The sequence below is a fragment of the Janthinobacterium sp. PAMC25594 genome, assembly GCF_019443505.1.
Taxonomy (GTDB): Bacteria; Pseudomonadota; Gammaproteobacteria; order Burkholderiales; family Burkholderiaceae_D; genus Janthinobacterium.
On sequence record NZ_CP080377.1, the window covers coordinates 5,295,178 to 5,320,612 of the forward strand.

The window sequence follows — 25,435 nt, forward strand, 5'->3', positions numbered from 1 at the left end:
CGTGTCTGTGTCACCTGAGAATGCGAGCACAAACCGGCGCGCATTTTGGTGAATAGCTGGCCCTGCTGCGGGTTTGCCGCGAACACGCCGGGGCGTGAAGTGTGTCGCCGCTTTTGCTTTTTGGGTCGCTCTTGGATTTAACCGACAGGTTAGTAATGTGCATGAGTATCAGCTTTTGAATTTGCGCGGGGCGTTTTTGGGATGTGTCTCGCGAGCGAGGCATAGCCCGAAAATGCCCCGCGTTTTTCTCTGTTCCCGCGTTTTTGACCTTTTCCCCGCGCACGGGTTTTTTTTCGATGTTTGAATTTTTTGCGGCGAAGCGGGAAAAATTTCCGGCGCCTTGGCTTGCCCTTGACTCGCTCCATCTTTTATTTTTCCGCTCGCTTGCCCGCCGCTTTTTGAAGTCGCCCAGGGCTAAGCATGGATTTTTTTTGACTGTTTGCCCCGCCCTTGGCCCGCTCGCCTTTTTATTTTCCCGCTCGCTTGCCGTCTGCTTTCTTGAAAAATTTCCGCCGCTCGCTCCTGATTTTTTTGACGCGCCTCGACCGCTTCCCGCTTGATTCTGCAAAACTTTTTTGGACAAGTCCGAGCCGCTCGAAGTGGGGGCGGCAGCCGGGCGTTCTTTCGGTTCACCGCCCCCAGCCCCGCAGGGGGCTGGCCCACCGTCTCCCAGGGCTGGCTCCACCAGCCCTGCCACCGTCCGAAGATCGTCCGATGTTCGTCAGCCGTCGCTCCGCTCGTCGTTTGATGTTCGTCTTGGGATTGTTTGAGGTTCGTCGATGCGCGATGCTTTTAGCGTTCGAGATTCGTCGGGCAATCACACCAAGGAGATTTAAAAATGTCTAAAATCAAACAAGCCGCCGTCGCTGGATTTACCCTCGTCGAGTTGGTTATTGTCGTCCTCATCTTGGGAATTTTGGCGGCGATTGCTTTGCCGAAAATGATCAACATGAAAGACGAAGCGGGAGCGGCAGCGGTAGCGGCACTGGCTGGAAACGTGGCGGGGGCTTCATACACAAACATGGCCGCGAAGATGGTTGGAAATCCGGCAGGTGTCGCCCTGAATTCAACGGCGACATGTAGCGTCGCCGCTCTGGCTCCTTTGATGAATGGCGGAATATTTCCCGCCGAGTTTTCAGTTCAAGCCGCCCCCGGTGGGGAGGATTGCTCAAAGCCCGCTGTTATAACAGTCAATTGCAGCTTCATGCATGTCGCGAGCGGCAAGAGTTCAACATCTGCAATCACATGCGCCCGCTGATTTTCGGGAATGCTTTGGCATTGTCAGATTTTCAAATGTGCGCAATAATGCAATTTCCGAAACGCAACAAAAATGGAGCAACAAGATGGCAAAGAAAGCAGCGGGAAAGCAAGCGGAGGAAGTTGTTTACAAAAACGACGGGGCGGCAATGACGGCTATACTTAAAGACATGATCGCAAACCCCAAGGAGTATCGCCCCCTGACGCTTAAAGATTCACTTGAGCCGCTCTGGCCGCTGATTCAGCAAACTCTTGCTGCGGGCGTTCCAGCAAGCTCGATTGCTGCAAAGCTTCGCAGCGAGGAGCAGCTCGACGTTAGCGAAGCGGCTTTTCGCAAGTTTGTAGCCGACAAGCTGCCGAAAACGGACAAGGCTATCGAGAAAGAAAAAGCGGATGCTGCCACGAAAGCGGCGGCGGGCAAGCCGAAGGCGTAAAAGTTCGCCAGAAAAAAAAGGCCGCTCACGCGGCTTTTTTTTCGTCCGTTGATTTCGAAAAAACCGCCACCGCTTTAAGGCGGTGGCGGTGTTGGCTCGTTTGATTTAGTCGCATAAGAGCATGATGTTAGAACCCGAAAAGTTCTTCTTCCAGCCCATCGCTGTGCATGTGTATGTTTCTCCCTTTGGGTAGCCTGTTGAGCCGTTATTGACGAGGCAAGGTGAGTAGCTCTTTCCGGTTGTGCCATCAAATCCGCTCACAAGTGGACAGAGCAGGACAGGCTCGGGCATTGGTGGCTCTTCTGTGTAATACGTGCCGCCGTTGGCGTCTTTGCACTGATATAGCGTCCCCGTTTGCATAGGCTTGATGGCGACGCAGAAAGGTGCAGGCGTTGGTGTGGGTGTTGGGGTGGATGTGGGTGTTGGGGTGGGCGTTGGGGCTGGCGGCGGCGTCGGCGTCGGGGTTGGCTCTGATTCCGTTGGCCGCGTCGGATGACCGACCCATACCGACGGCGTCGGCGACGGCGTGGGGAGTGGGTAGAGCGTCGTCGATTCATCGCCCCCGGCAGTCCAGCCGCCGCCGTCGGTTATCGCTGGCGGTGGAGCTATCCATTTCGGTAAAGATGACGGCACCACAAGCGCCCAAAGCGGATTGACGCTTGCGGCTCGGGTAGTCAGAGAGAGCGCTAAAAATTGCACAGAGTTCGCAGCTTGGTTGCAGTAGTGTGCGGCCTCGTCGGGCGCGACGGCTTCGCCCTCCTTTGCTGTGTTGCCTTGATTGTTGATGCCCGTGAAGGCAAAGAGCGGCGAGGCTTGCACGACAAAGGCGGCGCAGGCGTCGCGGGGGATGCCGTCGAAAGTGACGCTCCAACGGTCGCCAGGGCGCTGATCTGATTCAGCTAAAAGCGTCGCCAAGCCCCACGGCGTTAAAATTGCATTGCCGTCGATCTTGACGCCATCGACAAATGTCGGCGGCGACGCTCCGGCCCCGGAATAGTTCAGAGTTGTCGAATAGCGTGCATTCATGCCGGTGATGATGCTGCGGGCCGTTGCCGTGGCTGTGGCAATGTCTGAGCGTTGTGAGACTACGCCACCGAGCCGAATGGCTCCGACGGTGATCGCCGAGGCACCCGCAAGAACTAGCAGGATTTCGATCAGCGTGTAGCCTTGGGCTTTGTTTGACCTCTTATTGTTTTTCATGTGTGTCTCCTTGATGTTGGTATTAGAGTCTGCCGGATTGGCGGCGGGTTGCCGTGGGTGTTGCGGGGATGAGAGCGGCAAAGGCGCGCCGCTCTATCTCTGCTTGGAGGGCTGGTGTTGCTGCGATCATTGTCGCCATAGCTTTGTCTAGCGCGCTGCCTTTGCGAGCTGCTGCCCATGCAACTTCGCCGTTGCACTCGCGGGCCAGTTCTGGGGTAATGATCGACGTTGCGCAAGCGAGGCAAAGGAAACCGTAGCAGTCTGCACAGTCGCCGCAATGTTTTGCGGCGAGCCACTGTGCGCCGTCAAGATTCCCGAATCCAATGGCCTTGGCGCGAGAGACCGGACGCAATGCCCGCTTGCTCACGTCGATGCCTCGGAAGTGGTTGAGGCGGCCGATGAGGTAGGATGAAGCCCACCCACTTGCATCGCCAATTTGCAGCGAAACACTGACTAGCAGCGGCACGGGCCAATCGCCGCCGAGCGTGCGCTGGATCGTGTAGCCCATGCTTTCGATGAGCGCCCAGTTTTCATTGATTTTCTTAGCCATGCGTGTCTCCTTTTATGATTAGAGTCTGCCGCCAGGGCGGCGGGTTGCGGTGGGTGTGGCGGGGAGGATTGCGGCCAAGGCGCGCCGCTCTATCTCGGCTTGAATAGCTGGCGTGGTGGCAATAATTTCAGCCATCGCGCGGTCTAGCGCGCTGCCTTTGCGAGCTGCCGCCCATGCGGCCTCGCCGTTGAGCGCTCGCACGACCTCGGGGGTGAATAAGGCCGTTGCGCATTCGACGCAAGAAAGGCCGTGGATATGAAAGCCGTAGAGATCGTTGCAGCAATCCTTGTAGCGGATTTGAACAAATCGGCAAGAGCTTTTGAGAGCGTTGCCCGCTCGCCGGCTCAGGTCGGCGCCGGGGCCTTTGTAGCCTGCGGGGGTGGTGATTTCGTCGCCGATGGCGCCGCCTATCTCCCGCTCGATGCACTCGCGAAGTGGAACAGCGACAAACCTTCTTGTGTCGTTGCTGTAGGAGAAAGTTTGCTGAATCGTGTAGCCCATGCTCTCGATGAGCGCCCAGTTTTTATTAATTGTCTTAGCCATTTTCATGCTCCTTTTTTATTGCCGCGTGGGCATTTTGCGGGGGTGGCGTCGGCTTCTTTTAACAGCTCAAAGAGCGAGGTTTTAAATTTCGGATCGTGGATTTTGATTGATCGAAGCATGCCGAAGATTTCCTCTTTCTTCATCGTGAATTTCCGGGAAATTTCACGCATGCCGAAATAGGGTTTGCCCTCGTTGGCTCGGATGAAGTCTATGAATTTGTCAATTTTTTGTTTGACGTTCGGGACTTCGGCGCGGTTGGCTTGGGCGTTGATGAACTGCTGCAAGCTATTGAGTAAATACATCGAAACCTTCAAGCCCCACTGCAAGCTGTATTCATCGACGACAAGGCCGGGCTTCTTGTGCAAGATGTGATGAAAGACGGCATAGCGCCAAGACTCCATCATGTATGTCCGATAGTAGACCTCGTGGTTTGAGAGAAAGCGCGAATATTGCCGATCCCAAAACGTCTTGAAGGTTGACATATATAGACGCGTGCATGGCAGGGAAAAGGTGTAGGCGTTGCCCTCAATTGATTGCGTGAAGATGGCGGCAAGCTCGTCTTGCAGAATCTCATCGCCGATGGCTTCGAGGTCAAAAAGCGCCGTGTCGGCAAATGATTTGCCGCTCTCGAAACTGTCGCGCCCTGCCCATGCGGTTGTGAAGCGGCGAAACATTCCGTTGTTCATTGACTCTTCCGAAATGGCGCTAATCATCGCTTTGATAGTGTTAATCATCAGCACGGTCAAAACGGGGCCATCGACTGACATGGCATCGCCTTTCGTTCCGTAGCCGATGCTGCCATGGTCTTTTGTGAGCAGCATTGAGCCATTGACGCCTGCAAGAGCGCCGGTCGTGGCGTCCACTTGTTTAATGAACTGGCTGGCCTCGTCTTGCTTCCAGAAGCCGCGATGGTCGGGGAGGTCGTCGAGCTGTTGAACGTAGGAGCCGTTCGAGACCGGTTGCACGAAATTGGACTCAACCAGGGGGCGTCCGGTTGCTAAGTCGCGGGGCATTGCGTCGGTGATGATCGAAGCGGAAAGCGATTTCATTGCTCCGGTGTCGCTCAACAGCATGACCCATGTATCTAGCTCTGTCGCCTTTTTTGTTTTCGGGATTTTGCAGGTCGCCTTGTTCTCGACGCACCACGCCGAGACCATCGAAAGAAATGTAAAGATTGGCAATGCGGGGTGGGCGTTGGTGTGCTTGTAGAAGCGGTGGAAGATCATGCTAATAGCATCGTTAGTTTGAACATCGACAAGCGGATTATCGACAAGCATCAGAATATCGGCGATCTGCTGGGCAGTATCGTCGAAGGAGATGGCGCGCAGGTAGCTGTCAACCATTTGACGCTCGACCGCATGCGGCGGCGTGGCTGTCGCGGGCTTCTTTGTGGTGGGGGATTTTTTGGGCATGTCATCCTCTTTTTTTTGTTGTTGTTGGATGCTGTTCGTTGACTGGCAAGCGCCTTGGCGCTTGCCTTGGGGTTGGTTTAGAGCGTGAGGGCTTTGCGGCTTGGGGCGGCTTGAATGGCTCGGGAAAGTGCCGCACGCTCGAGGCGGACCAGCTCGCGGAAGATGGCCTCTCGATCTTCTACCAGTTTGCGGAGGGCGGCGCCCAAGTGGGTGCCAGTCTTGGTGGCGGGCGTCTTGCTTTCAAGCTTTGCGGCGTTCATGTTGTTGCTGCGAAAGGTTGCGAAGTAAGGGCCGATGTAGGCCCGCGCCCAGCCGTTTTTTTGCGATGCGATGCGGAATGGGAGGCCGGTGGCAATGAGGGCTTGATAGTCTGCATTCATGTGTTGCTCCTTTTTTTGTTGCCCCGGCCTCGCCGTTGCTGTCTTTACCTTCTCACAGGCATGCGAGTTTGTCAGAGCCGTCCGTCGGTTTTCTCTGACAGCGTGAGCGGGTAGCTCTGACAGTCTGACAGTCTGACAATTTGATTTTTGTGCGTTAATTCTCATAGGAGAAACAGCGCGGCGAAGTTGTCAGAAAAGTGTCAGAAAAGTGATTCTGACAAATCGGGGCTGCTGACAAGGGGGGGGGGTGGCCTCTGACAGTCTGACAGTCTGACAATTTGATTTTTGTGCGTTAATTCTCATAGGAGAAACAGCGCGGCGAAGTTGTCAGAAAAGTGTCAGAAAAGTGATTCTGACAAACCGGAATGGACGGAAATAATTGCAGCGCTCATAATTGCAAAGAAAGCACCCGGCGAGCGTTGAATTTTTCACGCACGGCCACGCGCTGAAAGGATGGACATGGCGGGGAAGAAAGCGGAGCGGGATAGGCTGCGGCGAGAGGCGGCAGTGGCGCGGGTTGCGGCGGAGGATAAATTTGCCGAATGGTGGCCTATCTTACAGATGATAACGGTTGGGGATGCTAGCGGTGTCGCCCCATTCCTGAGTGCGGAGAGCGTTAGATATATCCCACCGGTAGAGATGTATGAGACTAATGAGCCGCCTGCCGATTTGTTTAGCGGGGCGTGCCTGCGCGCCAAGCTACCGGGGATGGATGCTATCGCTATAAAAATAGCTCAAATGCTTGTTCATGAAGCGGTGAATGATGCAACATTTGACTTGGCAGGGCGAAGGTATAGTGATCAATATGTGACGCCGCTTCATCTTGCAGTGATGAGCGGGCTACCCGCTGTTGTCGGGATTCTCTTGCCTCACGTTGACCCGCTTGTGCAGAATATTCATGGAGAAACGGCGCACAAATTTGCAATGTTGAATAAAGAGCCTGAACTTGCAAGATTAATTGACAACCATTTGGCGCAGATGGAGCGGGCCGAGTTGGAGGCTTCGACGCTAGCGGCGGCGCCTACTGCTGTCACAGTGGAGGAGGCGCGGAGGCGCCGAATCGATCCTTTCGCGAAGTGAAAAAGGCCGCATGAGCGGCCTTGGCGGGGGGAGTAGCGAGGGCTACGCCTTGGGCTTGGCGGCGAGGCGAGCGCGGTTGGCCTTGCGGCGAGCGAGGTCGGCGGCTTTCGCCTCGGCCTTCACTTCCGCCCAATTCGAGCGGTTGGCGATGAAGGCGCCGAACTGGCCCGCGTATTTGAGCGCCGCGAGGTCAATGGGATGGCGGACAAGATCGGCGATCTTTTTGAGGTCGGGAAGGTCGCGGACGTAGCCCGCATGCGTCGAGACGCCCTCGCCCACGGCGTGGCCGACGATGCGCATAGCTTGCATGGTGTTAGCGCCCTCGTTAGCGAGCATTGTCGAGACGCCGACGCGGAAAGAGTGAAAACTCTTTCGGTCGTTAGGGTCTTCGATGTTGAGCGCCCGGCGCCGGGCAAGCATCGCTATGGATAGCTCCTTGGCGTAGGACTCATTGACCAGCCCGCGATGGGGGAACAGTCGAGGAGCGCTCGAAGCGGCTACCTCGGCGACGTAATCGAGGAAGCCCAAGGCCAGCAAGCTCTCGCAGATTGGGACGTTGCGAATCCCTGCGCTCGTCTTTGATTGCGGTATGTGAATAAAATGCACGCCCGCCACGGCTTTAACATCGCCGGGTTTGATCGCTGTGGCCTCGCTGATACGCATGCCGGTATAGAGGCCCAATAGCGGCCCCCAATAGGTATCCGGCGCCGTCATGGCTGCGAGGTAGCTGGCTGGCTCGAAGAAGCGGGCGAGGTCGTCGGGCGTGAAAAGGTCGTAGGGCTGGTTCTTGTTTTTTCGCTCGGTCTTCGTGAGCATGAAGAGACCCGCAACGGGGTTCTCCGTGCCGCCGTGCATGCCGTGAGCGCTCAAATATTTGAAGAAGTCGAACAGGCTCATTAGCTTGTTGTCGATTGTTTTTGGCGTCTGCTTCTCTTTGATTAGCGCTTGCTTGTATTCGACGATCTGCGCTCGCGTGATGTCGTTAACGCAGGCGCGGGCGGGCATTAGCTTGATGAAATTGGCGACATGATAGCCCTTGGCTGCGACAGTGCGAGGGGCGTTCTTGCCGCCGCATTCTTCTAGCCAAAGCTTGGCGGCGTCGGCCAGCGAGTGCGAGGGCGGCAAGGCGGCGGCGGGCGCCTGCGGGCGTGGTGGCTGGTCTTCAACGTCAATAGGGCCGATGCGTTCAATGGCTTCAAGCATCTGCATGGCTCGCAGGTGGTCGGCTTCGCTGCCGTCGGTTTTGATCGTCCTGCCATCTTTAAGGGTTATCTCATAATCGCGCAAGCTTGCCACGTCAAAATTAAAATCCGATATTTTGGGATTGCTCATTGCGCGCGCTCTTTCTATGTTGAGATTTAATTGCAACGCGACAATGTTAGCAGTGTGTGCGCATCTTGTGCGAAGCGAGACGCGGCGATCAGTTCCGCCGCTTTTGAGGCGAAAATAGTAGATGCCTGCCGGTGTGCGTCCGAGGCGTGGGGCAAAAATGGCCATGGTGGTGCTTTCGGTGTGACACTGAGCGCGCGGGGGCGAAAAAAAATCCCTTGAGATTCAACGACTTGCACAAGAGTGCAGAAAATCCTGTCCCCGCAACCAATTCGAAGCCGCTGGTTCCTCGCAAGAGGGCCAGCGGTTTTTTCGTTGTGCGGTAGTGTTTACTCTTGCACCTGGCGCGCATACACCACCAGGCGCAAGTGGCGGTCCGCATCGATGGTCAGCGAGGTATGCTCATACGCGACCTGCTCGCCGTCGATTGTCAGGCGGTGCACGCCGTCGCACGGCGCATGCACGTCGTGGCGGCGCCACCATAGCTTGAACTCGGGCGAGACTTTTTCCAGTTCCTCCACCAGCGCGTGGATGTCCGCTTCCTGCGTGGCGCGCGCGTAGTCGCGGCGAAAGCTCGACAGCATCAGCGGCGCCTGCTCTTCCCAGCCGGCAAAGCGCGAGCGCAGCAGCGGATCGGTAAACAATAGCCACAGCAGGTTGCGGCGCGAGGCGGCATGCGCGCCGAAGCCAAACAGGGCATCCGCGCCCGCATTGAACGCCAGCACGTCCCAGCGCAGGTTGAGCACATAGGCCGGATGCGCCAGCTCGTGCATCAAGCGCCGTACCAGCGGCGGCACCACGCAATACGTCTTGCCCTCTTCGGCCGGTGGACGCGCATGCGCCAGCAGGAACAGGTGGCGGCGCTCGCCTGCATCCAGCTTGAGCACCTGCGCCAGCTTGTCGAGAAAGGCGCTCGAGACGCCGATGTCGCGCCCCTGCTCCAGCCAGGTGTACCAGGTCAGTCCCACGCCGGCCAGCGCCGCCACTTCTTCGCGGCGTAAACCCGGCGTACGCCGCCTTCCGCCGCCGGGCAAGCCCACATCTTCGGGCGACAGCCGCGCGCGCCGCGCCTGCAGGTAGGCGGCCAGTTCGTGGCGGGTGCGGGCCAAAGTGCGCATGGTGTGGTCTCTCCTGTGAACCTGTTGCTATCAGTAATAGTATAAACAGTTAAATTGTAATTGTTTATATTGTATTCCAGAATGCCTGCTTTCTTTCCGAAAGCTTGCCCATGTCTGACTATTCCTCTTCCCGCGCGCCCGTATCTGCCGCCACCGCGCTGCCCGCCACCGTCTATCTGATCGCCGTGGGCGCGTTCGCGCTGGGCATGGCGTCGTATGTGACGGCGGGCTTGATGCCGCTGATCGCCAGTGCATTTTCCATCTCGCTGGCGATGGCAGCGCAACTGGTGACGGCATTTACCCTGGCCTATGGCCTGGGCTCGCCGCTTGTCGTGGCCTTGCTGCCGGCGCGCGCGCAACGCACCGGCCTGTTGCTCGCCCTGGCCGTGTTCGTGCTGGCGAACGGGGCCAGCGCGCTGGCGCCCGGATTCGGCAGTTTGCTGGCGTGGCGGGCCATTGCCGGCATCGGGGCCGGTGTCTACCTGGCGCTGGGTATCGCGGCGGCGGCGGGTGTGTCGGCGCAGCAGCAGCGGGGCAAGGCCATCGGCGTGATCATGGGCGGCATGGCTGGCGGCACGGTGCTGGGCGTGCCATTGAGCCTGTTGCTGGCGCAGCAGCTGGGCTGGACGGCGGCCCTGTGGCTGGTCGCCGTCCTCGGTGCGCTGGCGCTGGCGGGCTTGCTGTGGAAGCTGCCCGCGCTGCCGACGGCATCGGCCACACCGGCCATATCACTGCGCCGCAAGCTGGCCTTGCTGGCCGATGGGCGGGTGCTGCTCATTCTGCTCGTGTCGCTGCTGGCGGCCGTCGCCAGCCTGGGCATGTACACGTTTATTGCGCCGCTGCTGGCCTGGTCCGCGCACGGCGCGCCGGTGTCCGCCACGCCCTTCCTGTGGACATGGGGCGTGGGAGGGATCGCGGGCAGCGTGCTGGTGGGGCCATGGGCGGACAAGGTGGCGGCGCCGAAACTGAGCTGTTTCATCTTGCTGGTGCTGGCGCTGGCCCTGTGCGCGCTGCCGTTGGCGGCCGGCTGGTCGGCCTGGCTGATGCTGGCGCCGATTGCGTTGTGGGGCGCGGCTGGCTGGGCCCTGCAAGTGCCGCAGAACCAGCGGCTGCTGGCCGTGCGCGCGCGGCAGGGCGACGGCAACCTGGCCATCGCCCTCAATGAATCGGCGCTGTACCTGGGCAGCGCCATCGGCGCCGCCACGGGCGGGGTGCTGCTCCTGCTGGACTGGCCCATGTGGCTGCTGGCGGCCGGCGCCGCCCTGGTCGCCACCGCGGCGTTGCTGCTGCAATGGTGCGGCGTGAAATGGATTGCGGAATTCCGGAAAATGGAAGAGTCTGTTTAGTGACTTTCCAGCTGCGCATACGCGGCGTCGGCGATCTTGCCCAACTCGGCTTTCGGCAGCCTGGCCGAGAGGGCGTAGCCCATCTGGCCATCGATCCAGTAAAACACGCCCAGGTCCTTTTCCTGCGTGTAGCGGAATGCCGTTTCCTGCTTGCCGGCCCGCTCCCTGGCCACGTACAGGGTCAGGCGCTGGCCTTTGCCATCTTCATACATGAATTGCGCCACGGGGCCGTCGCCATCGCCAGGCAGCAGGCGCCCGCCGATCAGCTGGTAGCCGAGCGGCGACAGCGCGGGCGGCTGCAGTTTCGTGCCCAGGCGTTTCGACAGCCATTGCACCAGGTGCGCTTCCTGTGCCACCCCCACTTCGACGGGGTGGCGCACCTCGGGCGTGTAGACGGCATGGGCGATGGCGGCGCTGCGCGCCAGGGAGATCGGGCTGGCGCTGGCGGTCACGCTGTCGCCGCCACGCAGCAGCCAGCCGCCCATGCCGCCAGCGAGCACCAGCACGACGGCTGCCGCCGCCTGCATGGCGGGGCGATGCCAGGCGCCGTTCGCCGCCAACGGCGCCGCCGCCTGCAGCAGGGCAGGCGGCACGGTTTCGTCCAGCACGGGGTCGAACAGCGCGCGCAACTGGCGGTTCTGTTCGCGCCACGCATCGACCCTGGCGGCGTCTTGCGGATGCGCGCGCAGGTGGGCGTCGACGGCCGCGCGCTGCTCTTCGGGCAGGACGCCGTCGGCCAGGGCGTGCAATTGCGCTTCGCTGATGGCTTGCCTTGTCATTTCACGACTTTCAGGGTGGGTGGGCCGCTGCCCTGGCTGCCGGCAGGGCGGCCATCGAGCAGGGCGCGCAGCTTGTCGCGTCCGCGCGACAGGCGCGACATGACGGTGCCGACGGGGATGTCCAGGGTGGCCGCCACCTGCTCGTACGGCATCTGTTCCAGCGCGACCAGCAGGATCACTTCGCGCTGCCCCAGCGGCAGGCGGGCCAGCGCCGCATCCATTTCGCCGATGGCGATGGCCTGCCCCGGCGCCCGCTCCGGCGCGGGCAGCACGCTGTCGTCATCCAGCTCCTGCAGCGCCAGGCCGGGGCGGCGCAATTGATCCACGTGCAGGTTGTGCATGATGGAGAACAGCCAGGGCCGCAGCTCGCCGCCGCGCTGCCACTGGTCGAATTTGCGCCAGGCCCGCTCCACGGTGTCCTGCACCAGGTCGTCCGCGTGCACGGCGCCCGCCAGCGCGCGCGCATAGCGGCGCAGGCCCGGCAGGCAGGCTTGCAGCTGGCGGCTGTCCTCTGGCGTGGTCATTGTGGCGGCGGGAAGGGGCTTACGGCTTGACGACGTGCCACACGTTCTTGAAATTGTCGCCGGCCACGTCGCCCGGCTTCTTGTCTTCCTTGTACAGGTACAGGGGCTTGCCCTTGTACGTCAGCTGCATGGCGCCGTTGTCTTCGCGCTTGATGCTGCCATACGGGGCGGCGGGCGCCGCGTCGGAGGTAATGACGGCGGGCCAGGCCACCAGGCAGCCGCCGCTGCAGGCGCTCTTGCCACTGTCGGCGACATCCTTGTCGAACACGTACACGGTCATGCCGCTGGCGTTGACCAGCATACCGTTGGCGGGCATGACGTCGGCGGCGAAGGCGAGGGGGGCGGACAACAGGGCGGCGAGGGTGGCGATAGCAGTAAAGCGCATGATGATCTCCTTGATGTTTGGTGGGCTTGCAAGGGATAGACGCGCGACGCGGCCCGTTTATTCCACCGCTGATGGATTATTTTTCGGGTGCAGGCTGGCCCACAGGTGGGCGGCGGCCATGGTGCGGTGCGGCGCGTACTGGCGCAGCCACTGCTCCGTGCGCGCCATGTCAGGCTTCGTTACTTCGCCGAGCAGCTTTTGCAGGGCGGCGCGGATGGCCACGTCGCCATGTAGCGAGCAGTCGGCATAGCCGTAGCCGCGCAGCAGCGCGTAGTTGACGGTCCACGGGCCGATGCCCTTCACGGCCAGCAGCGCCTGCGATATGGCCGCCACGTCGCCGGAAGGGGGGAGTTCCAGCGACAATTCCCCGTCATCGACCAGGCGCGCCAGGCGCAGCACGGTTTCCGCCTTGGCGCGCGAGAATTTGCGGCTGGTCAAATCCTCGATCTCAAGCTGCGCCACGTCGCGCGCCTCCGGGTAGCACCACAAACCGGTGGCGTGCCGGCGCCCCGCCTGCAGAATAAACGTGCGGCGCAGGGAAATGGCGAACGGCAGGTTGATCTGCTGGCCGATGATGGCCCAGGTCAGCGCCTCGAACGGGCTGGCCGATTGCACGATGCGCAAGCCCGGATTGAGCCGGATCAAAGGCGCCAGCAGCGGGTCTCCGGCGGCCAGTTGCGCGAATGGCTGCGGGTCGATGCGCAGGCCGAGGATGTTGAGCAGGGCGCCGTGCAGCGGCGTTTGCAGAGCGTCGCTGGCGCTGCCGTCGATTTCGGCGCGGCAGACGGCGGCATCGTCGGTGAAGGCCACGTCCAGCACCACGGGCACGCCGGCAAGCAGGATGCCCTTGCGCAGGCCTGTCGCGGTGACCTGTTCCGCCACGCCTTCCCCGTCGCGGCCATGGAAGGCGATGACATCGTCGCGGCGGTAGCCGGCGGGCAGGGGCAGGGTCCAGTGCAGCAGGGTCATGGTGGCCAAAAATCAGGGAAGGTAGCAGGGGCGCGCCGCAGGCGCATCTTGTTTCTTGCTTTCAGGCTTCAGCGCACGCAGAGGCCCGGGTTGGGCGGCGTCAAGGCGGCCGCGTGCTGGATCTGCAGCGCGTCGGGCACGCCGTTTTTCACGGCAGTCAGCTCGGCCAGGATGGAAATGGCGATTTCGGCCGGCGTCTTGCTGCCGATGTACAGGCCGATGGGGCCGTGCAGGCGTGCCAGTTGTTCGGCGCTGACGTCGAACTGCAGCAGCCGCTCGCGGCGCTTGGCGTTATTCGCGCGCGAGCCGATGGCGCCGACATAAAAAGCCGGGGATTTGAGCGCTTCCATCAGGGCCAGGTCGTCGAGCTTGGGATCGTGCGTGAGGGCGACGACGGCGCTGCGGCTGTCGAGCTTTAAATCCAGCACGAGGTCGTCGGGCATGGCGTGCAGCAGGGGCACGCCGGGCACGTTCCAGCCGCCCCGGTATTCCTCGCGCGGGTCGCAGACGATGACGTGGTAATCCATGGCCATGGCGATCTGCGCCACGAAGCGCGACAGCTGGCTGGCGCCGATGATCAGCAAGCGCCAGCGCGGGCCGTGCTGCGTGGTGAGCACGGTGTTTTCCAGGGCCAGCACGGCGCCCGGCACGGCGGTGCGCAGGGTGACGGCGCCCGTGCCCAGGTCGAGGCGGCGTTCAACCAGTTCGTGCGCTTCCAGACGCGCCAGCAGTTCGGCCACGCGGCTGTCCGCATGCAGCGGCTCGATGGCCAGTTCGATGGTGCCGCCGCAGGGCAGGCCGAAGCGGTGCGCCTCGTCGGCGCTGATGCCGTAACTGACGATTTCGGGCAGCGTGCGCACGATGCCGCGTGTGCGGACGGTGTCGATCAGGTCATCCTCGATGCAGCCGCCGGAAACGGAACCGACCACCGTGCCATCGTCGCAGATGGCCAGCGTGGCGCCCACGGGGCGGGGGCTGGAACCCCAGGTCTTGATGACGGTGACGAGTTCGCAGCGATGCCCGGCGGCGAGCCAGGCGGCGCTGGTTTTCAGAACTTCAAGGTCGATGCTGTCCATGGGGCGCGGGAGTGATGCCGCATGTTTGCGGCAAAGTATGGAAAAGTATTCAAGATTGTGGATATACTACCTGCTCCACCACCCTGCGGAGAATTTTCATGTCAAATGAAGTCAAGACGCAAGAAGAGGGTATTCCCAAGTTCGGCAAACTGCTCATCGTCCTGTTTCTGGCCGTGGTGTTCTGCGGCGCCCTGACCTGGATCATGGGCACTTACTTCCCGAACTTTCCCGGCGCCTGAGCAACCCCGGTTTTGTCAGGCGCCTCTTTGCTTAAGGTTTCAGCGGTTTCTTGGCTGCCTGCTTGGCGCGCACGTCGGTGACGGCGCGGTTGATGGCCGCCATGCGTGAGTTGGTACCCGGATGCAGGGCCGTGTAGCCGTTGGCGACTGTCGCCGGCACTTGCGTGGCCAGGCGCTGCCAGAAGCGGGCGGCGTTGTCGACGTTGTAGCCGGCGCGCGCCAGCAGGTAGATGGCCAGGGTATCGGCTTGTACGTCGAGTTCCTGCGGCATGGCCTTGATGCCGGCGGCGCCCGTCAGCATCGATACGTCGGGCTGCACGGCGCCCAGGCTGTCGATGATGCTGCCGGCCGTACCGGCCGTGCGCTGGCTGCGCGCATGATCGAGGATGTTGTGCGCCATTTCACGGGCGATCACGAAGGCGATGCCTTCGTCGTTTTGCGCCGCATTGAGCATGCCGCGCGTGAGCATGATGCGTGCGCCGTCCGAATAAGCGTTGACATTGTCCGCATTGCCCAGGGCGACGCGGAAGGCGCAGGCGCGCGTGACGGGAATCTTTAAATCCTGCGGCTGGCCGTCGCGGGCGATGGTCATGTTCAGGCTGGCGCTCTTCGAGGCCAGCGGGCCGACGATGGCGGCGAACGGGCCTTCCGCTTTCGGGCCGGCCGGCAGCGGCTTGCCTTCCGCGGCCAGCAAGCCGTCGCCCTTGCGCAAGCCGGCGCGCGCGGCGCCGCTGCCAGGCAGCACGCCCGAGACCTGCATCTGTTCGCCATAGCCGAGCGCCGCCTGCGCCGCATCGGCATAGATACCGGGGTAGGAATACTTGTTCTGCGCCGTGAAGCCCAGCAGGTTGCGCGCATACGTCTTGCACAGGTCCGCATTGTTGATCAGCAGGGGCGCCGAAACTTTCGACAGGCGATCCTGCAGCGCCACCATCTTCACCAGCTCTTCCTGCGCCGCCTTCTGTTGCGCCGTCGGCGCGGGCGCATCGGGCGCCGGCACGACATTGAACGGGCCGCTGACAGTCGTCGTCGGCGTGGTACAGGCAGAGAGAAGGGCAACGCAAGCCACCAGCAGCGGCGAGGCCAGATGGCGCAGCGAGGTTGGGGCTGGGATCAGATGGCGGAAACCTGGCATAAGTGTAAATCCTTAATGTTTGCCGGTGCTGCCGAAACCGCCAACACCGCGTTCGCTGTCGCCGAATTCCTCGACGACGTTAAAGCCCACTTGCAGCACCGGCACGATAATCAGCTGCGCCAGGCGTTCCATGGGATTGAGCGTGAAAGCGCTCTGGCCCCGGTTCCAGGTCGATACCATCAGCTGGCCCTGGTAATCGGAATCGATCAAGCCTACCAGATTCCCCAGGACGATGCCGTTTTTGTGGCCCATGCCGCTGCGCGGCAAAATCATGGCCGCATACGACGGGTCGCCGATGTGGATGGCCAGGCCGGTGGGAATGAGCACGGTCTGGCCCGCTTCGATGGTGATGGGCGCATCGATGCAGGCGCGCAGGTCCAGCCCCGCGCTGCCCGGGGTGGCGTAGGCCGGCAGCAGTTCCTGCATGCGGGCGTCGAGGATCTTGATGTCGATATTTTTCATTGAAGCTAAGTCGTTTAAAAAGTGATTATTTGAGCAGCGAATTTTTTGCCAGTCGCTTCGAGATTTCCGAAATCAGCTGGCGCGCCAGGTTCAGTTTCGAGGCGCGCGGCAGCACGGTATGGCCTTCTTCATCGAACAGGATGATGGTGTTGTCGTCCTGGCCAAAGGTGTTCTGGCCGATATTGCCGACCAGGAGGGGAATGCCTTTTTTCTCGCGCTTGACCGAGCCGAATTCCACCAGGTTTTCCGATTCGGCGGCAAACCCCACGCAGTAGGGATAGCCGGCCAGGTTGGTGCGCGCCGCCACGGTGGCGAGGATATCGGGATTTTGCACGAACTGCAGTTCGGGCACGGAGCCGTCGGCCTGCTTTTTCATCTTCTGGTCGCTGGCGTTGGCGACTCTCCAGTCGGCCACGGCGGCCACGGCGACGAAGACATGCTGGCCGTCGACGTGGGCCAGTACCGCATCGTGCATCTGCTGCGCGCTTTGCACGTCGATGCGGCGCACGCCAAACGGTGCTTCCAGGGCCGTGGGGCCGGAAATGAGCAGCACTTCGGCGCCCGCTTCGCGCGCCGCGCGCGCCACCGCATAGCCCATCTTGCCCGAGGATAGATTGGTGATGCCGCGTACGGGGTCGATGGCTTCAAACGTGGGACCGGCCGTGACCAGCACGCGCCTGCCCGCCAGGACTTTCGGCTGGAAGGCGGCGATCAGCTCCGTCAACAGCTGTTCCGGTTCCAGCATGCGGCCCAGGCCAACTTCGCCGCAGGCCTGTTCACCGGCGGCAGGGCCGAACAGCTTGATGCCGTCGTCGCGCAGTTGCTGCACATTGCGCTGCGTGGCGGGGTTCTGCCACATTTCCACGTTCATGGCCGGCGCCACCAGCAGGGGCAGGTGGGCCGGGCGGGCCAGGCACAGGGTCGAGAGCAGGTCGTCGCACACGCCGTGCGCGAGTTTACGCAGAAAATCGGCAGAACACGGCGCGATCAGGATGGCATCCGCATGGCGCGTCAAATCGATATGCGCCATGTTGTTATCGATGCGCGCATCCCACTGGCTCGTGTGCACGGGGTGGCCGGACAGCGCCTGCATGGTCACGGCCGTGATGAAGTGGCTGGCCGCATCCGTCATCACCACCTGCACCGAGGCGCCAGACTTGGTCAGGGCGCGGCACAGTTCCGCCGCCTTGTAGCAGGCGACACCGCCAGAGAGTCCCAGGACGATTTTTTTGCCGGACAATTCCATGCCGTTCTCCCGCGTGTTTATTTGTTTACCCGGCGCAGTTCATCGATGATGAACAGGGCCGCGCCGATGCAGATGGCGCTGTCGGCGATGTTGAAGGCGGGGAAGTGGCCCCAGCTTTTCCAGTGGAAGTCGAGGAAGTCGACCACGTGGCCGTAGATCAGGCGGTCGATGGCGTTGCCCAGCGCGCCGCCCAGGATCAGTGCCAAGGCCCAGCAGAACATGCGCTGGCCGGCGTGCTTTTTCAGCAGATAGATGATGTAGACGGCCGCCACGAGGGCGATGGCGGTGAAGAAATAGCGCTGCCAGCCGCCCTGGTCGGACAGGAAGCTGAATGCGGCGCCCTTGTTATACGCGAGCACCAGGTTGAAATACGAGGTGATGACCATCTCCTGCGCATAACGGAAGGTTTTCAGGATCGTGATCTTGGTGATCTGGTCGAACAGGATGACGATGGCGGCAATGCCCAGCCAGGGCACCAGCGACGAGGAGGAGGACGATTTCGATGAAAAACGGTTTTTAGTGGCCATATTTTTCCAGGGAAGATAAAGCCGCCGCCACCCTTGCGGGCAGCGGCGGTGGGAAGCGGCGCAGGAATCTGTCCCGCGCTGTTTTATGCGAAGCGGCGTTTCTCGCCCGCGCCAAACAGGTTGCTGACGCAGCGGCCGCACAGGGTAGCATGCGCGGCGTCCGTGCCCACGTCCGCACGGTAGTGCCAGCAGCGCTCGCACTTCGGCGCCGTCGACGCGGCCACGACCACTTCCTCTGCCGCTTCGTCGGCGACTTCGGCCACGGTGGCCTGCGAGGTGATGAAGACGAATTTCAAGTCGTCGCCCAGGGTCGTCAACAGCTTGTACTTCATCGGCGCGGCCTTGATCGTCAGTTCCGCCTGCAGCGAGGAGCCGATGGCGCCCGAGGTGCGCAAGTCTTCCAGCTGTTTCGTCACGTCCGTGCGCACGGCGCGCAGGGCCGTGTATTTCTCCAGCAGGGCGGCCGCGTCCGACACTTCCGGCAGTTGCCACCAGGTTTGCGTGAAGATGGTTTCATCGCTGGCGGCATACGCTTCCGCTCCGGCGAAGACGGCCCACGCTTCTTCGGCCGTGAACGACAGGGCCGGGGCCATCAGGCGCAGCAGGCTTTGCGTAATGTGCCACAGGGCCGTCTGCGCCGAACGGCGCGCGTGCGAGCTCAGGCCCGTCGTGTACAGGCGGTCCTTCAGGATGTCCAGGTAGAAGCCGCCCAGGTCTTCCGAGCAGTACGTCTGCAGCTTCGACACGATAGGGTGGAACTCGTAGCGCGCGTAGTTGTTTTCGATCTGCTGCTGCAGCGATGCCATGTTGGCCAGCGCATAGCGGTCGATCTCGACCATCTCCGCCACCGGCACGGCGTCCGTGGCCGGATTGAAGTCCGAGGTGTTGGCCAGCAGGAAGCGCAGGGTGTTGCGGATGCGGCGGTACGATTCGGTCACGCGTTTCAGGATCTCGTCGGAGATCGACAGCTCGCCCGTGTAGTCGGTCGAGGCGATCCACAGGCGCAGGATGTCGGCGCCCAGGGTATCCGAGATCTTTTGCGGCGCCAGGGTGTTGCCCAGCGACTTGGACATCTTCTTGCCTTCGCCATCGACCGTGAAGCCGTGCGTCAGCAGGGCTTTGTACGGTGGACGGCCGTTCAGCATCGACGACACCAGCAGCGACGAGTGGAACCAGCCGCGATGCTGGTCCGAGCCTTCCAGGTACAGGTCGGCCGGGAATTGCAGCTGCGTCGAGTGCGAGCCATGGCCTTGCGGGCCGCCCAGCACCGTCTGGTGCGTGGCGCCGGAATCGAACCATACGTCCAAGGTATCCTTGTTCTTCGCGTAGATGGCCGCTTCGTCGCCGATCAGGTCTTTCAGGTCCAGCGACTGCCATGCCTCGATGCCGTCTTTTTCGATCAGCTTGGCCACTTGCTCCAGCAGTTCCGGCGTGCGCGGATGCAGGTCGCCCGTTTCCTTGTGCACGATGAAGGCCATCGGCACGCCCCACTGGCGCTGGCGCGACAAGGTCCAGTCAGGACGGTTGGCGATCATGCCGTGCAGGCGCGCCTGGCCCCAGTCCGGGAAGAATTCGGTTTCGGCGATGCCTTTCAACGCGGTTTCGCGCAGGGTCGCGCCGCCGTCCTTCGGCGTCACGTCCATGCCGGCGAACCACTGCGAGGTGGCGCGGTAGATGACAGGCTTTTTATGACGCCAGCAGTGCATGTAGCTGTGGTCGAACATCTTGACTTCGAACAGGGCGCCCGCTTCTTTCAGGGCGGCGCAGATCGGCTTGGAAGCGTCCCAGATGCTCATGCCACCGAACAGCGGCAAGGTCGAAACGTAATTGCCGTCGCCCATGACGGGCTTGATGATGTCGTCGTCCTTCATGCCGTGCGCCTTGCACGAGATAAAGTCGTCCACGCCATACGCGGGCGCCGAGTGCACCACGCCCGTGCCGCTTTCGGCGGTCACGTAATCGGCCAGATACATCGGCGACAGGCGGTCGTAGAAAGCGTCCGATGCGTGCAGCGGATGGCGGAAGCTGATGCCTTCCAGCGCGGCGCCGTCGCAGGTGGCGATCGTCGTGCCATCGAGCTTGAAGCGCGCCAGGCAGGATTCGACCAGGTCTTGCGCCAGGATCAGCAGCAAAGGCTGGCCGTCGCGAGTGGTTTCGACCAGCGCGTATTTCAATTCAGGATGGACGTTCAGTGCCTGATTCGACGGGATGGTCCACGGGGTCGTCGTCCAGATGACGACGAAGCCGTTTTCGGTCGGCAGTGTCGGCAGATTGAAAGCCTTGGCCAGCTTGTCGAATTGGGCGAACTTGAAGCCGACATCGATGGCCGGGTCGCGTTTGTTTTCGTATTCGATTTCAGCTTCCGCCAGCGCCGACTGGCAATCAAAACACCAGTTGACCGGTTTCAGGCCACGGTAGACATAGCCTTTTTCCAGCAGCTTGCCCAGCGCGCGCAATTCGTCGGCTTCATTGCCGTGCGCCATGGTCAGGTACGGGTTGTCCCACTCGCCCAGCACGCCCAGGCGGATGAAATCCTTCTTCTGGCGCTCGACCTGCACGTTGGCATAGGCGCGGGCCTTTTCCAGCACCTCGGCCGTCGGCAGGTTCTTGCCGTGCAGTTTTTCGATCTGGATCTCGATCGGCATGCCGTGGCAATCCCAGCCCGGTACATACGGCGCGTCGAAGCCGGCCAGCGAGCGCGACTTGACGACCATGTCCTTCAGGATCTTGTTGACGGCGTGGCCCAGGTGGATGTCGCCATTCGCGTACGGCGGACCGTCATGCAGGATGAATTTAGGACGGCCGGCGGCAGCCTTGCGCACGCGCTCGTAAATCTTCTTGTCTTGCCATTGCTGTACCCATTGCGGCTCGCGCTTGGCCATGTCGCCGCGCATCGGGAACGGGGTTTCCGTCATGTTGACCGGGTATTTGCTTTCTGGCTTCTTGTTCTGTTTGGGCGTGGCTGGCTTGTTTTGATCGGACATAATCTTCTTTAATGATATTGAATGGTTTGCGGCGGCAAGTGCCGCCAGGCAGCGGAGTTGGCCGGCGTCAAATTCGGTCGGTGGCGGTAATGGCACCGCTGCGCTGCTCAAAATAGGCGCGCGCCTGGTTCGAGTCGCGCTCGATGGCGGCCGTCAGGGTAGGCAAGTCGTCATACTTTTCTTCGTCGCGCAGCTTTTGCAAAAACTCCACGCGTACCAGCTTGCCGTAACAGGATTGATTGAAATTAAACAGATGCACTTCCAGCAAGACGCGGCCGCTGTCGTCAACGGTGGGGCGCACGCCCAGGCTGGCCACGGCCGGCAGCGGCGTTGAGGCCAGACCGTGCACTTGCACGATGAAGACGCCGGACAGGGCGGGACGGTGCGCCACGCGCAGGTTCAGGGTGGGGAAACCCAGGGTGCGGCCCAGCTTCTGGCCGTGGATCACATGGCCGGAAATGGCGTACGGGTGGCCCAGCAACTGCGTGGCCAGCGGGAAGTCGCCGGCGGCCAGCGCCAGGCGCACGGCCGACGACGAGATGCGCGTGCTGCCATTCATGACGGTCGGCAATGTTTCCACATGGAAGCCGTATTCGTGGCCCGCTTCCTGCAGCATGGCGACGTCGCCGGCGCGCCGGGCGCCGTAGCAGAAATCGTCGCCGACCATCAGCCATTTCACGTGCAAGCCGTCAACGAGGACTTTTTGCGTGAATTCCTGCGGCGTCAAGGCGGCGAATTGCGCGCTGAAGTGCTCGACGACGACTCTGTCGATGCCGGCGTCGTCCAGCGATTGCAGCTTGTCGCGCAGGTTGGCGATGCGCTGCGGCGCCTTCGACAGGTCGCCCGCGCGCTGCGCGAAGAATTCGCGCGGGTGCGGTTCGAACGTCATCACGGCCGCTTCAATGCCGAGTTCGGTCGCCGCGCCGCGCACGCGCGCCAGCAACGCCTGATGGCCGATGTGGACACCGTCAAAATTGCCGATGGTCAGAGCGCAAGGCGCTCGTGCCTGGGCATTGGGAAGTCCGCGGAATACCTTCATAGGAATCTGATGAAAAACTGTGCCAAAAGGGGGATTATACGGACTGTTTCAGGGATGCACACCCGGCAGGGCTGGCGCAGGGCGAATTTCACTGCTGAAATAACAAAAAGCGTTGCCGGCGGGTGTGCTGGCAACGCTTTTGGGGACGCGCCAAATACTCAGCGCAATCTCAACGTGAACTTATTTATTCATCAAAGTCCAGTAACGGGCCAGGTCAGCCGCGCCATCCGTACCCTTGACGGCCTTGAACGCCGTCGTGGCATTGGCCTTCTTGCCTGCGTGCATGTAGGCGATGCCCAGATGCAGCTTGGCTTCTTCCGCGTACTTGGCGGTGCCCAGTTTCACGGCGTCGTTCATCAAGCCCAGGCCCTTGTCGGCCTGGCCATCGTAGACCAGGGCGAAGCCCAGCTTGCTCAAGCTGTCGGCGTCCTTGTTCTTGACGTATTCCGCTTCCGACTTGGCGGCGCTGGCTTTCAGCTCGGCCTGGGTTTTCAGGGCCAGGTCTTTCAGGCGCTGGTGACGCGGTGCGTCGGCGCCGGTGCCCAGCACGCCTTTTTTGTAGCCTTGCTCGATGATGCTCAAAGCTTCGCCTGGATTGCCTGCTTGCAGGGCCAGCTGGCTGATTTCCATGTATTCGGACGGCTTGGTGAACAGGCCGTTGGCCAGGCGCAGGCGCTGGACGTCCAGGCTCAGGCGTTGCGAGAAGCCAGGTTTGCCCGAAACGCGGTTCAGCAGGTCGGCCCAGTAGCTGGTTTTCGGATAGCTCGATGCCAGTTTTTCCAGGGTGGCCACATAGCCGGCCTTGTCGTTTTGCTTCAACTGGATGTTGGCCAGCATTTGCAGGCTCGCTTCCGAGTTGCCGCCGCGCGATTGCAGTTCTTTCGCCGCTTCGGCGTAGTTGCCGCTGACGTAGTAGGTCTGGATCAGCAGTTCGCGCATCTGTGGATCTTCGCGGTCTTTCAGCGAGCGTTTGATCCAGGTGATGGTGTTCGGCCAGTCCTTGGCGCGGTAGTACATGCCTGCCAGCGCTTGCGTGAATTTGGGGGCTTCGGCGGCGCTCAGGCGGCCGGAATTGATGACGGCTTCGAAAGCCTTGATGGCGGTGCCGTTATCGCCGGAGGCAGCGGCGGCCGAGGCGCGCACGCGCTCGATCTGGTAGCTTTCAAAGGCGGTCTTGCCGCCGACGCTGTCAGCTTCGCGCAGCTTGGCCAGCGCTTCCTTGTTTTTGCCGCTGCTAGCGAGTTTTTGCGCTTCTTGCAGTGGCTTGCCCACTTCGGCACGCACGGTGTCCGCGGCGTATGCCAGCGAGCCCAGGCCGATTACGGGAGTTGCTGCGGTAAAACCGATAGCGGCCATGACGAGGCCGAGATGAGCGAGACGAAACTTGGACATAAGAAAGTCTTTCAGTAAAAAGCGAATAGGCAGGAAGTCCTGCCTATTCGGATGTAAAGAGAACCTGATTGCTGCAGCTTACTGGAATTGCTCGTTGCCGACCAGACCGATTTTGGTCACGCCCAGACGCTGCGCCGACGCCATCACACCGGCGACGACTTTGTATTCCACCAGCTTGTTCGGACGCAGATGCACTTCCGGCTGGTCTGCTTGCGCAGCAACGTTGCTCAGCTTGGCTTCCAGCGAAGCGCGGTCAGGAACGACCTGATTGTCCCACAAGATCGTACCGTCGAAATCGACATCGATCGTGACGACCACTGGTTCGGTTGTCGGTGGCGGCGGGGTGCCGACCGGCATGTTCAAGTTCACCGAGTGGTTTTGCTTAGGAATCGTGATGATCAACATGATAATCAGCACCAGCATCACGTCGATGAGGGGCGTCATGTTCAGTTCCATCATTGGTTCCGGATCCGCGCCTGCTGCGCTTCCCGAACCGACATTCATACTCATAGTGTTTCCTTTAAGAAGTCCAACGAAGCACCGGGCGAAACTGCCGCCCGGTCAGCTTCCGGCAGTGGCATCCCTTGTTGCCGGGACGCCGCTGCCAGCCGCTATCAGCCCTTGTCAGGTGGTTCGGTGATGAAGCCGACCTTCTGGATCCCGGCACGTTGGGTCGTGTAAATAACCCGGCCGATCGATTCGTAGCGTGTTTCTTGGTCGCCACGAACGTGTACTTCCGGCTGCGGTACTTTCACTGCTTCAACTTTAAGATAATCGAACAGTTCGTTCGTGTCTTTCAGTCTGGTCTGGCCCAGGTAAATATCGCCATCCTTGTTAACAACGATGTTAACGTTCTCTGGCTTGGTTTGCAGGGCTTGATTGGCCTCAATCGGCAGATCGATTTTCTGCAGCTTGAGGACAACTGGACTCGTAATCAAGAAAATGATCAGCAAAACCAACATGATGTCGACGAGCGGCGTCGTGTTGATTTCTGACATTACTTGATCTTCATCTCCGCTGTCGGAGCCGACGGACATCGACATGATTCTTATCCGATCTTTTTAGCGCCGGCAGCACGGCCAGCTTCGCTGGTCGACATGGCGCCGGAGATCAGTACCGAGTGAACGTCGGCGCTGAACGAGCGGATGTCTTCCATTGCGGATTTGTTACGACGTACCAGCCAGTTGTAACCCAGAACGGCAGGAACGGCGACCAGCAGACCGAAAGCGGTCATGATCAGTGCTTCACCAACTGGACCTGCCACTTTATCGATCGATGCGTTACCGGTCATGCCGATAGCGGTCAGCGCGCCGTAAATACCCCAGACGGTACCGAACAGACCGATAAACGGTGCGGTCGAACCAACGGTTGCCAGGAACGACAGGCCATCTTGCAGACGCGATTGGACTTTGTCCGAAGCGCGCTGGATCGACATCGTTACCCAGGTCGACAGATCGATTTGTTCCAGCAGGGCGCCGTCATGGTGCGCGGTTGCCTTGGTGCCCGATTCAGCGATGAAGCGGAATGGCGAGCCTTCGCTCAAGGTTGCCGAACCAGCAGCGATCGAAGGAGCTTTCCAGAATTTGGAAGCGGCTTCTTTGGCTTGCTTGAAGATCTTCATTTGATCCAGCAGCTTGGTGATGATGATGTACCAGCTGCCGATCGACATGATGGACAGGATGATCAGGGTAGCGCGTGGCACGAAGCCGCCGTCCCAGACTGCGGACAGGCCGAACGGGTTGTGCACTTCTTCGGTTTTGGCTGGAGCTGCTGCGTCTGCTGCTGGAGCGGCTGCATCGGCGGCAACTGGTGCCGGTGCTGGTGCAGCGTCTGCCGCAGGAGCCGAAGCGGCAGCCGATGCTGGCGCGTCAGCGAATGCCGGAGCTGCTACCAGAGCGGTAGTAGCGGTGACGGACAACAGAACCGCGGCAAAAAATGCGGACAAACGGGTATTCTTAAACATGCTTCCTCCAAAATTAAAAATAACAGATCGCTGAACGTAATGACAACGAAATCATGGTGTGAGACA

28 protein-coding genes are annotated in these 25,435 nt (G+C 61.0%); 5 read left to right on the forward strand and 23 right to left on the reverse strand.

Translation table 11 applies throughout. The features are described 5' to 3' along the window. Positions 1-10: 10 nt before the first annotated feature. On the reverse strand, positions 11-583 hold the full coding sequence (locus KY494_RS23760) for a hypothetical protein (RefSeq protein ID WP_219888452.1): 573 nt from the start codon (positions 581-583) through the stop codon (positions 11-13). Positions 584-838: 255 nt separating this feature from the next. Here KY494_RS23760 and KY494_RS30055 point away from each other — a divergent pair, with 255 nt between their 5' ends. Continuing rightward, the gene (locus KY494_RS30055) at positions 839-1,258 is read left to right on the forward strand and encodes a type IV pilin protein (protein WP_219888453.1); all 420 of its coding nucleotides are present in this window, start codon (positions 839-841) and stop codon (positions 1,256-1,258) included. Next, positions 1,209-1,691 (forward strand): hypothetical protein, encoded by a 483-nt coding sequence (locus KY494_RS23770; RefSeq protein WP_219888454.1) that lies wholly within the window; start codon positions 1,209-1,211, stop codon positions 1,689-1,691. Before KY494_RS30055 ends, KY494_RS23770 begins: the two co-directional genes overlap by 50 nt. Positions 1,692-1,796: 105 nt before the next feature. On the opposite strand, the gene KY494_RS30060 is transcribed toward KY494_RS23770, so the two are convergent. The 5 genes from KY494_RS30060 to KY494_RS23795 all read right to left on the reverse strand — a co-directional run bounded on the left by KY494_RS30060 (position 1,797) and on the right by KY494_RS23795 (position 5,776). Further along, positions 1,797-2,891, reverse strand: a complete 1,095-nt coding sequence (locus KY494_RS30060; protein WP_308836397.1) for a type II secretion system protein — start codon at positions 2,889-2,891, stop codon at positions 1,797-1,799. A 22-nt stretch (positions 2,892-2,913) separates the two neighbouring features. Then, positions 2,914-3,441 (reverse strand): hypothetical protein, encoded by a 528-nt coding sequence (locus KY494_RS23780; RefSeq protein WP_219888455.1) that lies wholly within the window; start codon positions 3,439-3,441, stop codon positions 2,914-2,916. Between the two features lie 18 nt (positions 3,442-3,459). After that, on the reverse strand, positions 3,460-3,984 hold the full coding sequence (locus KY494_RS23785; RefSeq protein ID WP_219888456.1) for a hypothetical protein: 525 nt from the start codon (positions 3,982-3,984) through the stop codon (positions 3,460-3,462). 2 nt (positions 3,985-3,986) lie between these two features. Next, positions 3,987-5,396: a hypothetical protein gene (locus KY494_RS23790; RefSeq protein WP_219888457.1), complete on the reverse strand. Its 1,410-nt coding sequence runs from the start codon at positions 5,394-5,396 to the stop codon at positions 3,987-3,989. Positions 5,397-5,473: 77 nt separating this feature from the next. After that, entirely contained in the window at positions 5,474-5,776 is a 303-nt protein-coding gene (locus tag KY494_RS23795; RefSeq protein WP_219888458.1) for a hypothetical protein, read from the reverse strand. Between the two features lie 459 nt (positions 5,777-6,235). On the opposite strand from KY494_RS23795, the gene KY494_RS23800 reads away from it, so the two are divergent. After that, a complete protein-coding gene (locus KY494_RS23800; RefSeq protein WP_219888459.1) occupies positions 6,236-6,856 on the forward strand; it encodes an ankyrin repeat domain-containing protein in 621 nt (206 codons plus the stop codon). 42 nt (positions 6,857-6,898) lie between these two features. Here the strand turns inward: KY494_RS23800 and KY494_RS23805 are convergent, their stop codons facing one another. After that, on the reverse strand, positions 6,899-8,188 hold the full coding sequence (locus KY494_RS23805) for a tyrosine-type recombinase/integrase (RefSeq protein WP_219888460.1): 1,290 nt from the start codon (positions 8,186-8,188) through the stop codon (positions 6,899-6,901). 326 nt (positions 8,189-8,514) lie between these two features. Next, positions 8,515-9,303, reverse strand: coding sequence for a helix-turn-helix transcriptional regulator (locus KY494_RS23810; protein ID WP_219888461.1), 789 nt, complete (start codon positions 9,301-9,303; stop codon positions 8,515-8,517). A 110-nt stretch (positions 9,304-9,413) separates the two neighbouring features. On the opposite strand from KY494_RS23810, the gene KY494_RS23815 reads away from it, so the two are divergent. Then, on the forward strand, positions 9,414-10,649 hold the full coding sequence (locus KY494_RS23815; RefSeq protein WP_219888462.1) for an MFS transporter: 1,236 nt from the start codon (positions 9,414-9,416) through the stop codon (positions 10,647-10,649). Here the strand turns inward: KY494_RS23815 and KY494_RS23820 are convergent. The 5 genes from KY494_RS23820 to KY494_RS23840 form a co-directional block, all read right to left on the reverse strand. Beyond that, entirely contained in the window at positions 10,646-11,428 is a 783-nt protein-coding gene (locus tag KY494_RS23820) for an anti-sigma factor (protein WP_219888463.1), read from the reverse strand. The two genes, KY494_RS23815 and KY494_RS23820, sit on opposite strands and share 4 nt — an antisense overlap. Next, positions 11,425-11,952: an RNA polymerase sigma factor gene (locus KY494_RS23825; protein WP_219135955.1), complete on the reverse strand. Its 528-nt coding sequence runs from the start codon at positions 11,950-11,952 to the stop codon at positions 11,425-11,427. The genes KY494_RS23820 and KY494_RS23825 overlap by 4 nt, the downstream gene beginning before the upstream one ends. A gap of 19 nt (positions 11,953-11,971) precedes the next feature. Then, entirely contained in the window at positions 11,972-12,337 is a 366-nt protein-coding gene (locus tag KY494_RS23830) for a hypothetical protein (protein ID WP_219888464.1), read from the reverse strand. 57 nt (positions 12,338-12,394) lie between these two features. Next, positions 12,395-13,306, reverse strand: a complete 912-nt coding sequence (locus KY494_RS23835; protein ID WP_219888465.1) for a DNA-3-methyladenine glycosylase — start codon at positions 13,304-13,306, stop codon at positions 12,395-12,397. Positions 13,307-13,374: 68 nt separating this feature from the next. Then, positions 13,375-14,382 (reverse strand): XdhC family protein, encoded by a 1,008-nt coding sequence (locus KY494_RS23840; protein WP_219888466.1) that lies wholly within the window; start codon positions 14,380-14,382, stop codon positions 13,375-13,377. Between the two features lie 98 nt (positions 14,383-14,480). Between KY494_RS23840 and KY494_RS23845 the strand changes: the two genes are divergently transcribed. Next, on the forward strand, positions 14,481-14,621 hold the full coding sequence (locus KY494_RS23845) for a hypothetical protein (protein WP_162835767.1): 141 nt from the start codon (positions 14,481-14,483) through the stop codon (positions 14,619-14,621). Positions 14,622-14,652: 31 nt separating this feature from the next. Here the strand turns inward: KY494_RS23845 and KY494_RS23850 are convergent, their stop codons facing one another. The 10 genes from KY494_RS23850 to KY494_RS23895 form a co-directional block, all read right to left on the reverse strand. Continuing rightward, positions 14,653-15,756 carry a M48 family metallopeptidase gene (locus KY494_RS23850; protein ID WP_219888467.1) on the reverse strand — a complete coding sequence of 368 codons (1,104 nt, stop codon included), beginning with the start codon at positions 15,754-15,756 and terminating at the stop codon, positions 14,653-14,655. Positions 15,757-15,768: 12 nt separating this feature from the next. Beyond that, a complete protein-coding gene (gene dut, locus KY494_RS23855; protein ID WP_086140592.1) occupies positions 15,769-16,218 on the reverse strand; it encodes a dUTP diphosphatase in 450 nt (149 codons plus the stop codon). Positions 16,219-16,243: 25 nt separating this feature from the next. Beyond that, positions 16,244-17,464: a bifunctional phosphopantothenoylcysteine decarboxylase/phosphopantothenate--cysteine ligase CoaBC gene (gene coaBC / locus KY494_RS23860; protein WP_219888468.1), complete on the reverse strand. Its 1,221-nt coding sequence runs from the start codon at positions 17,462-17,464 to the stop codon at positions 16,244-16,246. Between the two features lie 17 nt (positions 17,465-17,481). Beyond that, a complete protein-coding gene (gene lspA, locus KY494_RS23865) occupies positions 17,482-17,991 on the reverse strand; it encodes a signal peptidase II (RefSeq protein WP_219135961.1) in 510 nt (169 codons plus the stop codon). A gap of 83 nt (positions 17,992-18,074) precedes the next feature. Then, positions 18,075-20,975, reverse strand: a complete 2,901-nt coding sequence (ileS, locus tag KY494_RS23870; RefSeq protein ID WP_219888469.1) for an isoleucine--tRNA ligase — start codon at positions 20,973-20,975, stop codon at positions 18,075-18,077. Positions 20,976-21,042: 67 nt separating this feature from the next. Continuing rightward, positions 21,043-22,014: a bifunctional riboflavin kinase/FAD synthetase gene (locus tag KY494_RS23875; protein WP_219888470.1), complete on the reverse strand. Its 972-nt coding sequence runs from the start codon at positions 22,012-22,014 to the stop codon at positions 21,043-21,045. Between the two features lie 180 nt (positions 22,015-22,194). After that, positions 22,195-23,406, reverse strand: a complete 1,212-nt coding sequence (locus KY494_RS23880; RefSeq protein WP_219135964.1) for a tetratricopeptide repeat protein — start codon at positions 23,404-23,406, stop codon at positions 22,195-22,197. A gap of 78 nt (positions 23,407-23,484) precedes the next feature. Then, the gene (locus tag KY494_RS23885; protein ID WP_180977327.1) at positions 23,485-23,916 is read right to left on the reverse strand and encodes a biopolymer transporter ExbD; all 432 of its coding nucleotides are present in this window, start codon (positions 23,914-23,916) and stop codon (positions 23,485-23,487) included. A 104-nt stretch (positions 23,917-24,020) separates the two neighbouring features. Beyond that, the gene (locus KY494_RS23890) at positions 24,021-24,449 is read right to left on the reverse strand and encodes a biopolymer transporter ExbD (RefSeq protein WP_219135965.1); all 429 of its coding nucleotides are present in this window, start codon (positions 24,447-24,449) and stop codon (positions 24,021-24,023) included. A gap of 5 nt (positions 24,450-24,454) precedes the next feature. After that, on the reverse strand, positions 24,455-25,369 hold the full coding sequence (locus KY494_RS23895; RefSeq protein WP_141170456.1) for a MotA/TolQ/ExbB proton channel family protein: 915 nt from the start codon (positions 25,367-25,369) through the stop codon (positions 24,455-24,457). Positions 25,370-25,435 lie beyond the last annotated feature (66 nt).

Coding starts and splice junctions, on each gene's coding strand:
- KY494_RS30055 (WP_219888453.1), top strand. CDS start 839: ATGTCTAAAATCAAACAAGCCGCCGTCGCTGGATTTACCCTCGTCGAG.
- KY494_RS23770 (WP_219888454.1), top strand. CDS start 1,209: ATGTCGCGAGCGGCAAGAGTTCAACATCTGCAATCACATGCGCCCGCT.
- KY494_RS30060 (WP_308836397.1), bottom strand. CDS start 2,891: ATGAAAAACAATAAGAGGTCAAACAAAGCCCAAGGCTACACGCTGATC.
- KY494_RS23780 (WP_219888455.1), bottom strand. CDS start 3,441: ATGGCTAAGAAAATCAATGAAAACTGGGCGCTCATCGAAAGCATGGGC.
- KY494_RS23785 (WP_219888456.1), bottom strand. CDS start 3,984: ATGGCTAAGACAATTAATAAAAACTGGGCGCTCATCGAGAGCATGGGC.
- KY494_RS23790 (WP_219888457.1), bottom strand. CDS start 5,396: ATGCCCAAAAAATCCCCCACCACAAAGAAGCCCGCGACAGCCACGCCG.
- KY494_RS23795 (WP_219888458.1), bottom strand. CDS start 5,776: ATGAATGCAGACTATCAAGCCCTCATTGCCACCGGCCTCCCATTCCGC.
- KY494_RS23800 (WP_219888459.1), top strand. CDS start 6,236: ATGGCGGGGAAGAAAGCGGAGCGGGATAGGCTGCGGCGAGAGGCGGCA.
- KY494_RS23805 (WP_219888460.1), bottom strand. CDS start 8,188: ATGAGCAATCCCAAAATATCGGATTTTAATTTTGACGTGGCAAGCTTG.
- KY494_RS23810 (WP_219888461.1), bottom strand. CDS start 9,303: ATGCGCACTTTGGCCCGCACCCGCCACGAACTGGCCGCCTACCTGCAG.
- KY494_RS23815 (WP_219888462.1), top strand. CDS start 9,414: ATGTCTGACTATTCCTCTTCCCGCGCGCCCGTATCTGCCGCCACCGCG.
- KY494_RS23820 (WP_219888463.1), bottom strand. CDS start 11,428: ATGACAAGGCAAGCCATCAGCGAAGCGCAATTGCACGCCCTGGCCGAC.
- KY494_RS23825 (WP_219135955.1), bottom strand. CDS start 11,952: ATGACCACGCCAGAGGACAGCCGCCAGCTGCAAGCCTGCCTGCCGGGC.
- KY494_RS23830 (WP_219888464.1), bottom strand. CDS start 12,337: ATGCGCTTTACTGCTATCGCCACCCTCGCCGCCCTGTTGTCCGCCCCC.
- KY494_RS23835 (WP_219888465.1), bottom strand. CDS start 13,306: ATGACCCTGCTGCACTGGACCCTGCCCCTGCCCGCCGGCTACCGCCGC.
- KY494_RS23840 (WP_219888466.1), bottom strand. CDS start 14,382: ATGGACAGCATCGACCTTGAAGTTCTGAAAACCAGCGCCGCCTGGCTC.
- KY494_RS23845 (WP_162835767.1), top strand. CDS start 14,481: ATGTCAAATGAAGTCAAGACGCAAGAAGAGGGTATTCCCAAGTTCGGC.
- KY494_RS23850 (WP_219888467.1), bottom strand. CDS start 15,756: ATGCCAGGTTTCCGCCATCTGATCCCAGCCCCAACCTCGCTGCGCCAT.
- dut (WP_086140592.1), bottom strand. CDS start 16,218: ATGAAAAATATCGACATCAAGATCCTCGACGCCCGCATGCAGGAACTG.
- coaBC (WP_219888468.1), bottom strand. CDS start 17,464: ATGGAATTGTCCGGCAAAAAAATCGTCCTGGGACTCTCTGGCGGTGTC.
- lspA (WP_219135961.1), bottom strand. CDS start 17,991: ATGGCCACTAAAAACCGTTTTTCATCGAAATCGTCCTCCTCCTCGTCG.
- ileS (WP_219888469.1), bottom strand. CDS start 20,975: ATGTCCGATCAAAACAAGCCAGCCACGCCCAAACAGAACAAGAAGCCA.
- KY494_RS23875 (WP_219888470.1), bottom strand. CDS start 22,014: ATGAAGGTATTCCGCGGACTTCCCAATGCCCAGGCACGAGCGCCTTGC.
- KY494_RS23880 (WP_219135964.1), bottom strand. CDS start 23,406: ATGTCCAAGTTTCGTCTCGCTCATCTCGGCCTCGTCATGGCCGCTATC.
- KY494_RS23885 (WP_180977327.1), bottom strand. CDS start 23,916: ATGAGTATGAATGTCGGTTCGGGAAGCGCAGCAGGCGCGGATCCGGAA.
- KY494_RS23890 (WP_219135965.1), bottom strand. CDS start 24,449: ATGTCGATGTCCGTCGGCTCCGACAGCGGAGATGAAGATCAAGTAATG.
- KY494_RS23895 (WP_141170456.1), bottom strand. CDS start 25,369: ATGTTTAAGAATACCCGTTTGTCCGCATTTTTTGCCGCGGTTCTGTTG.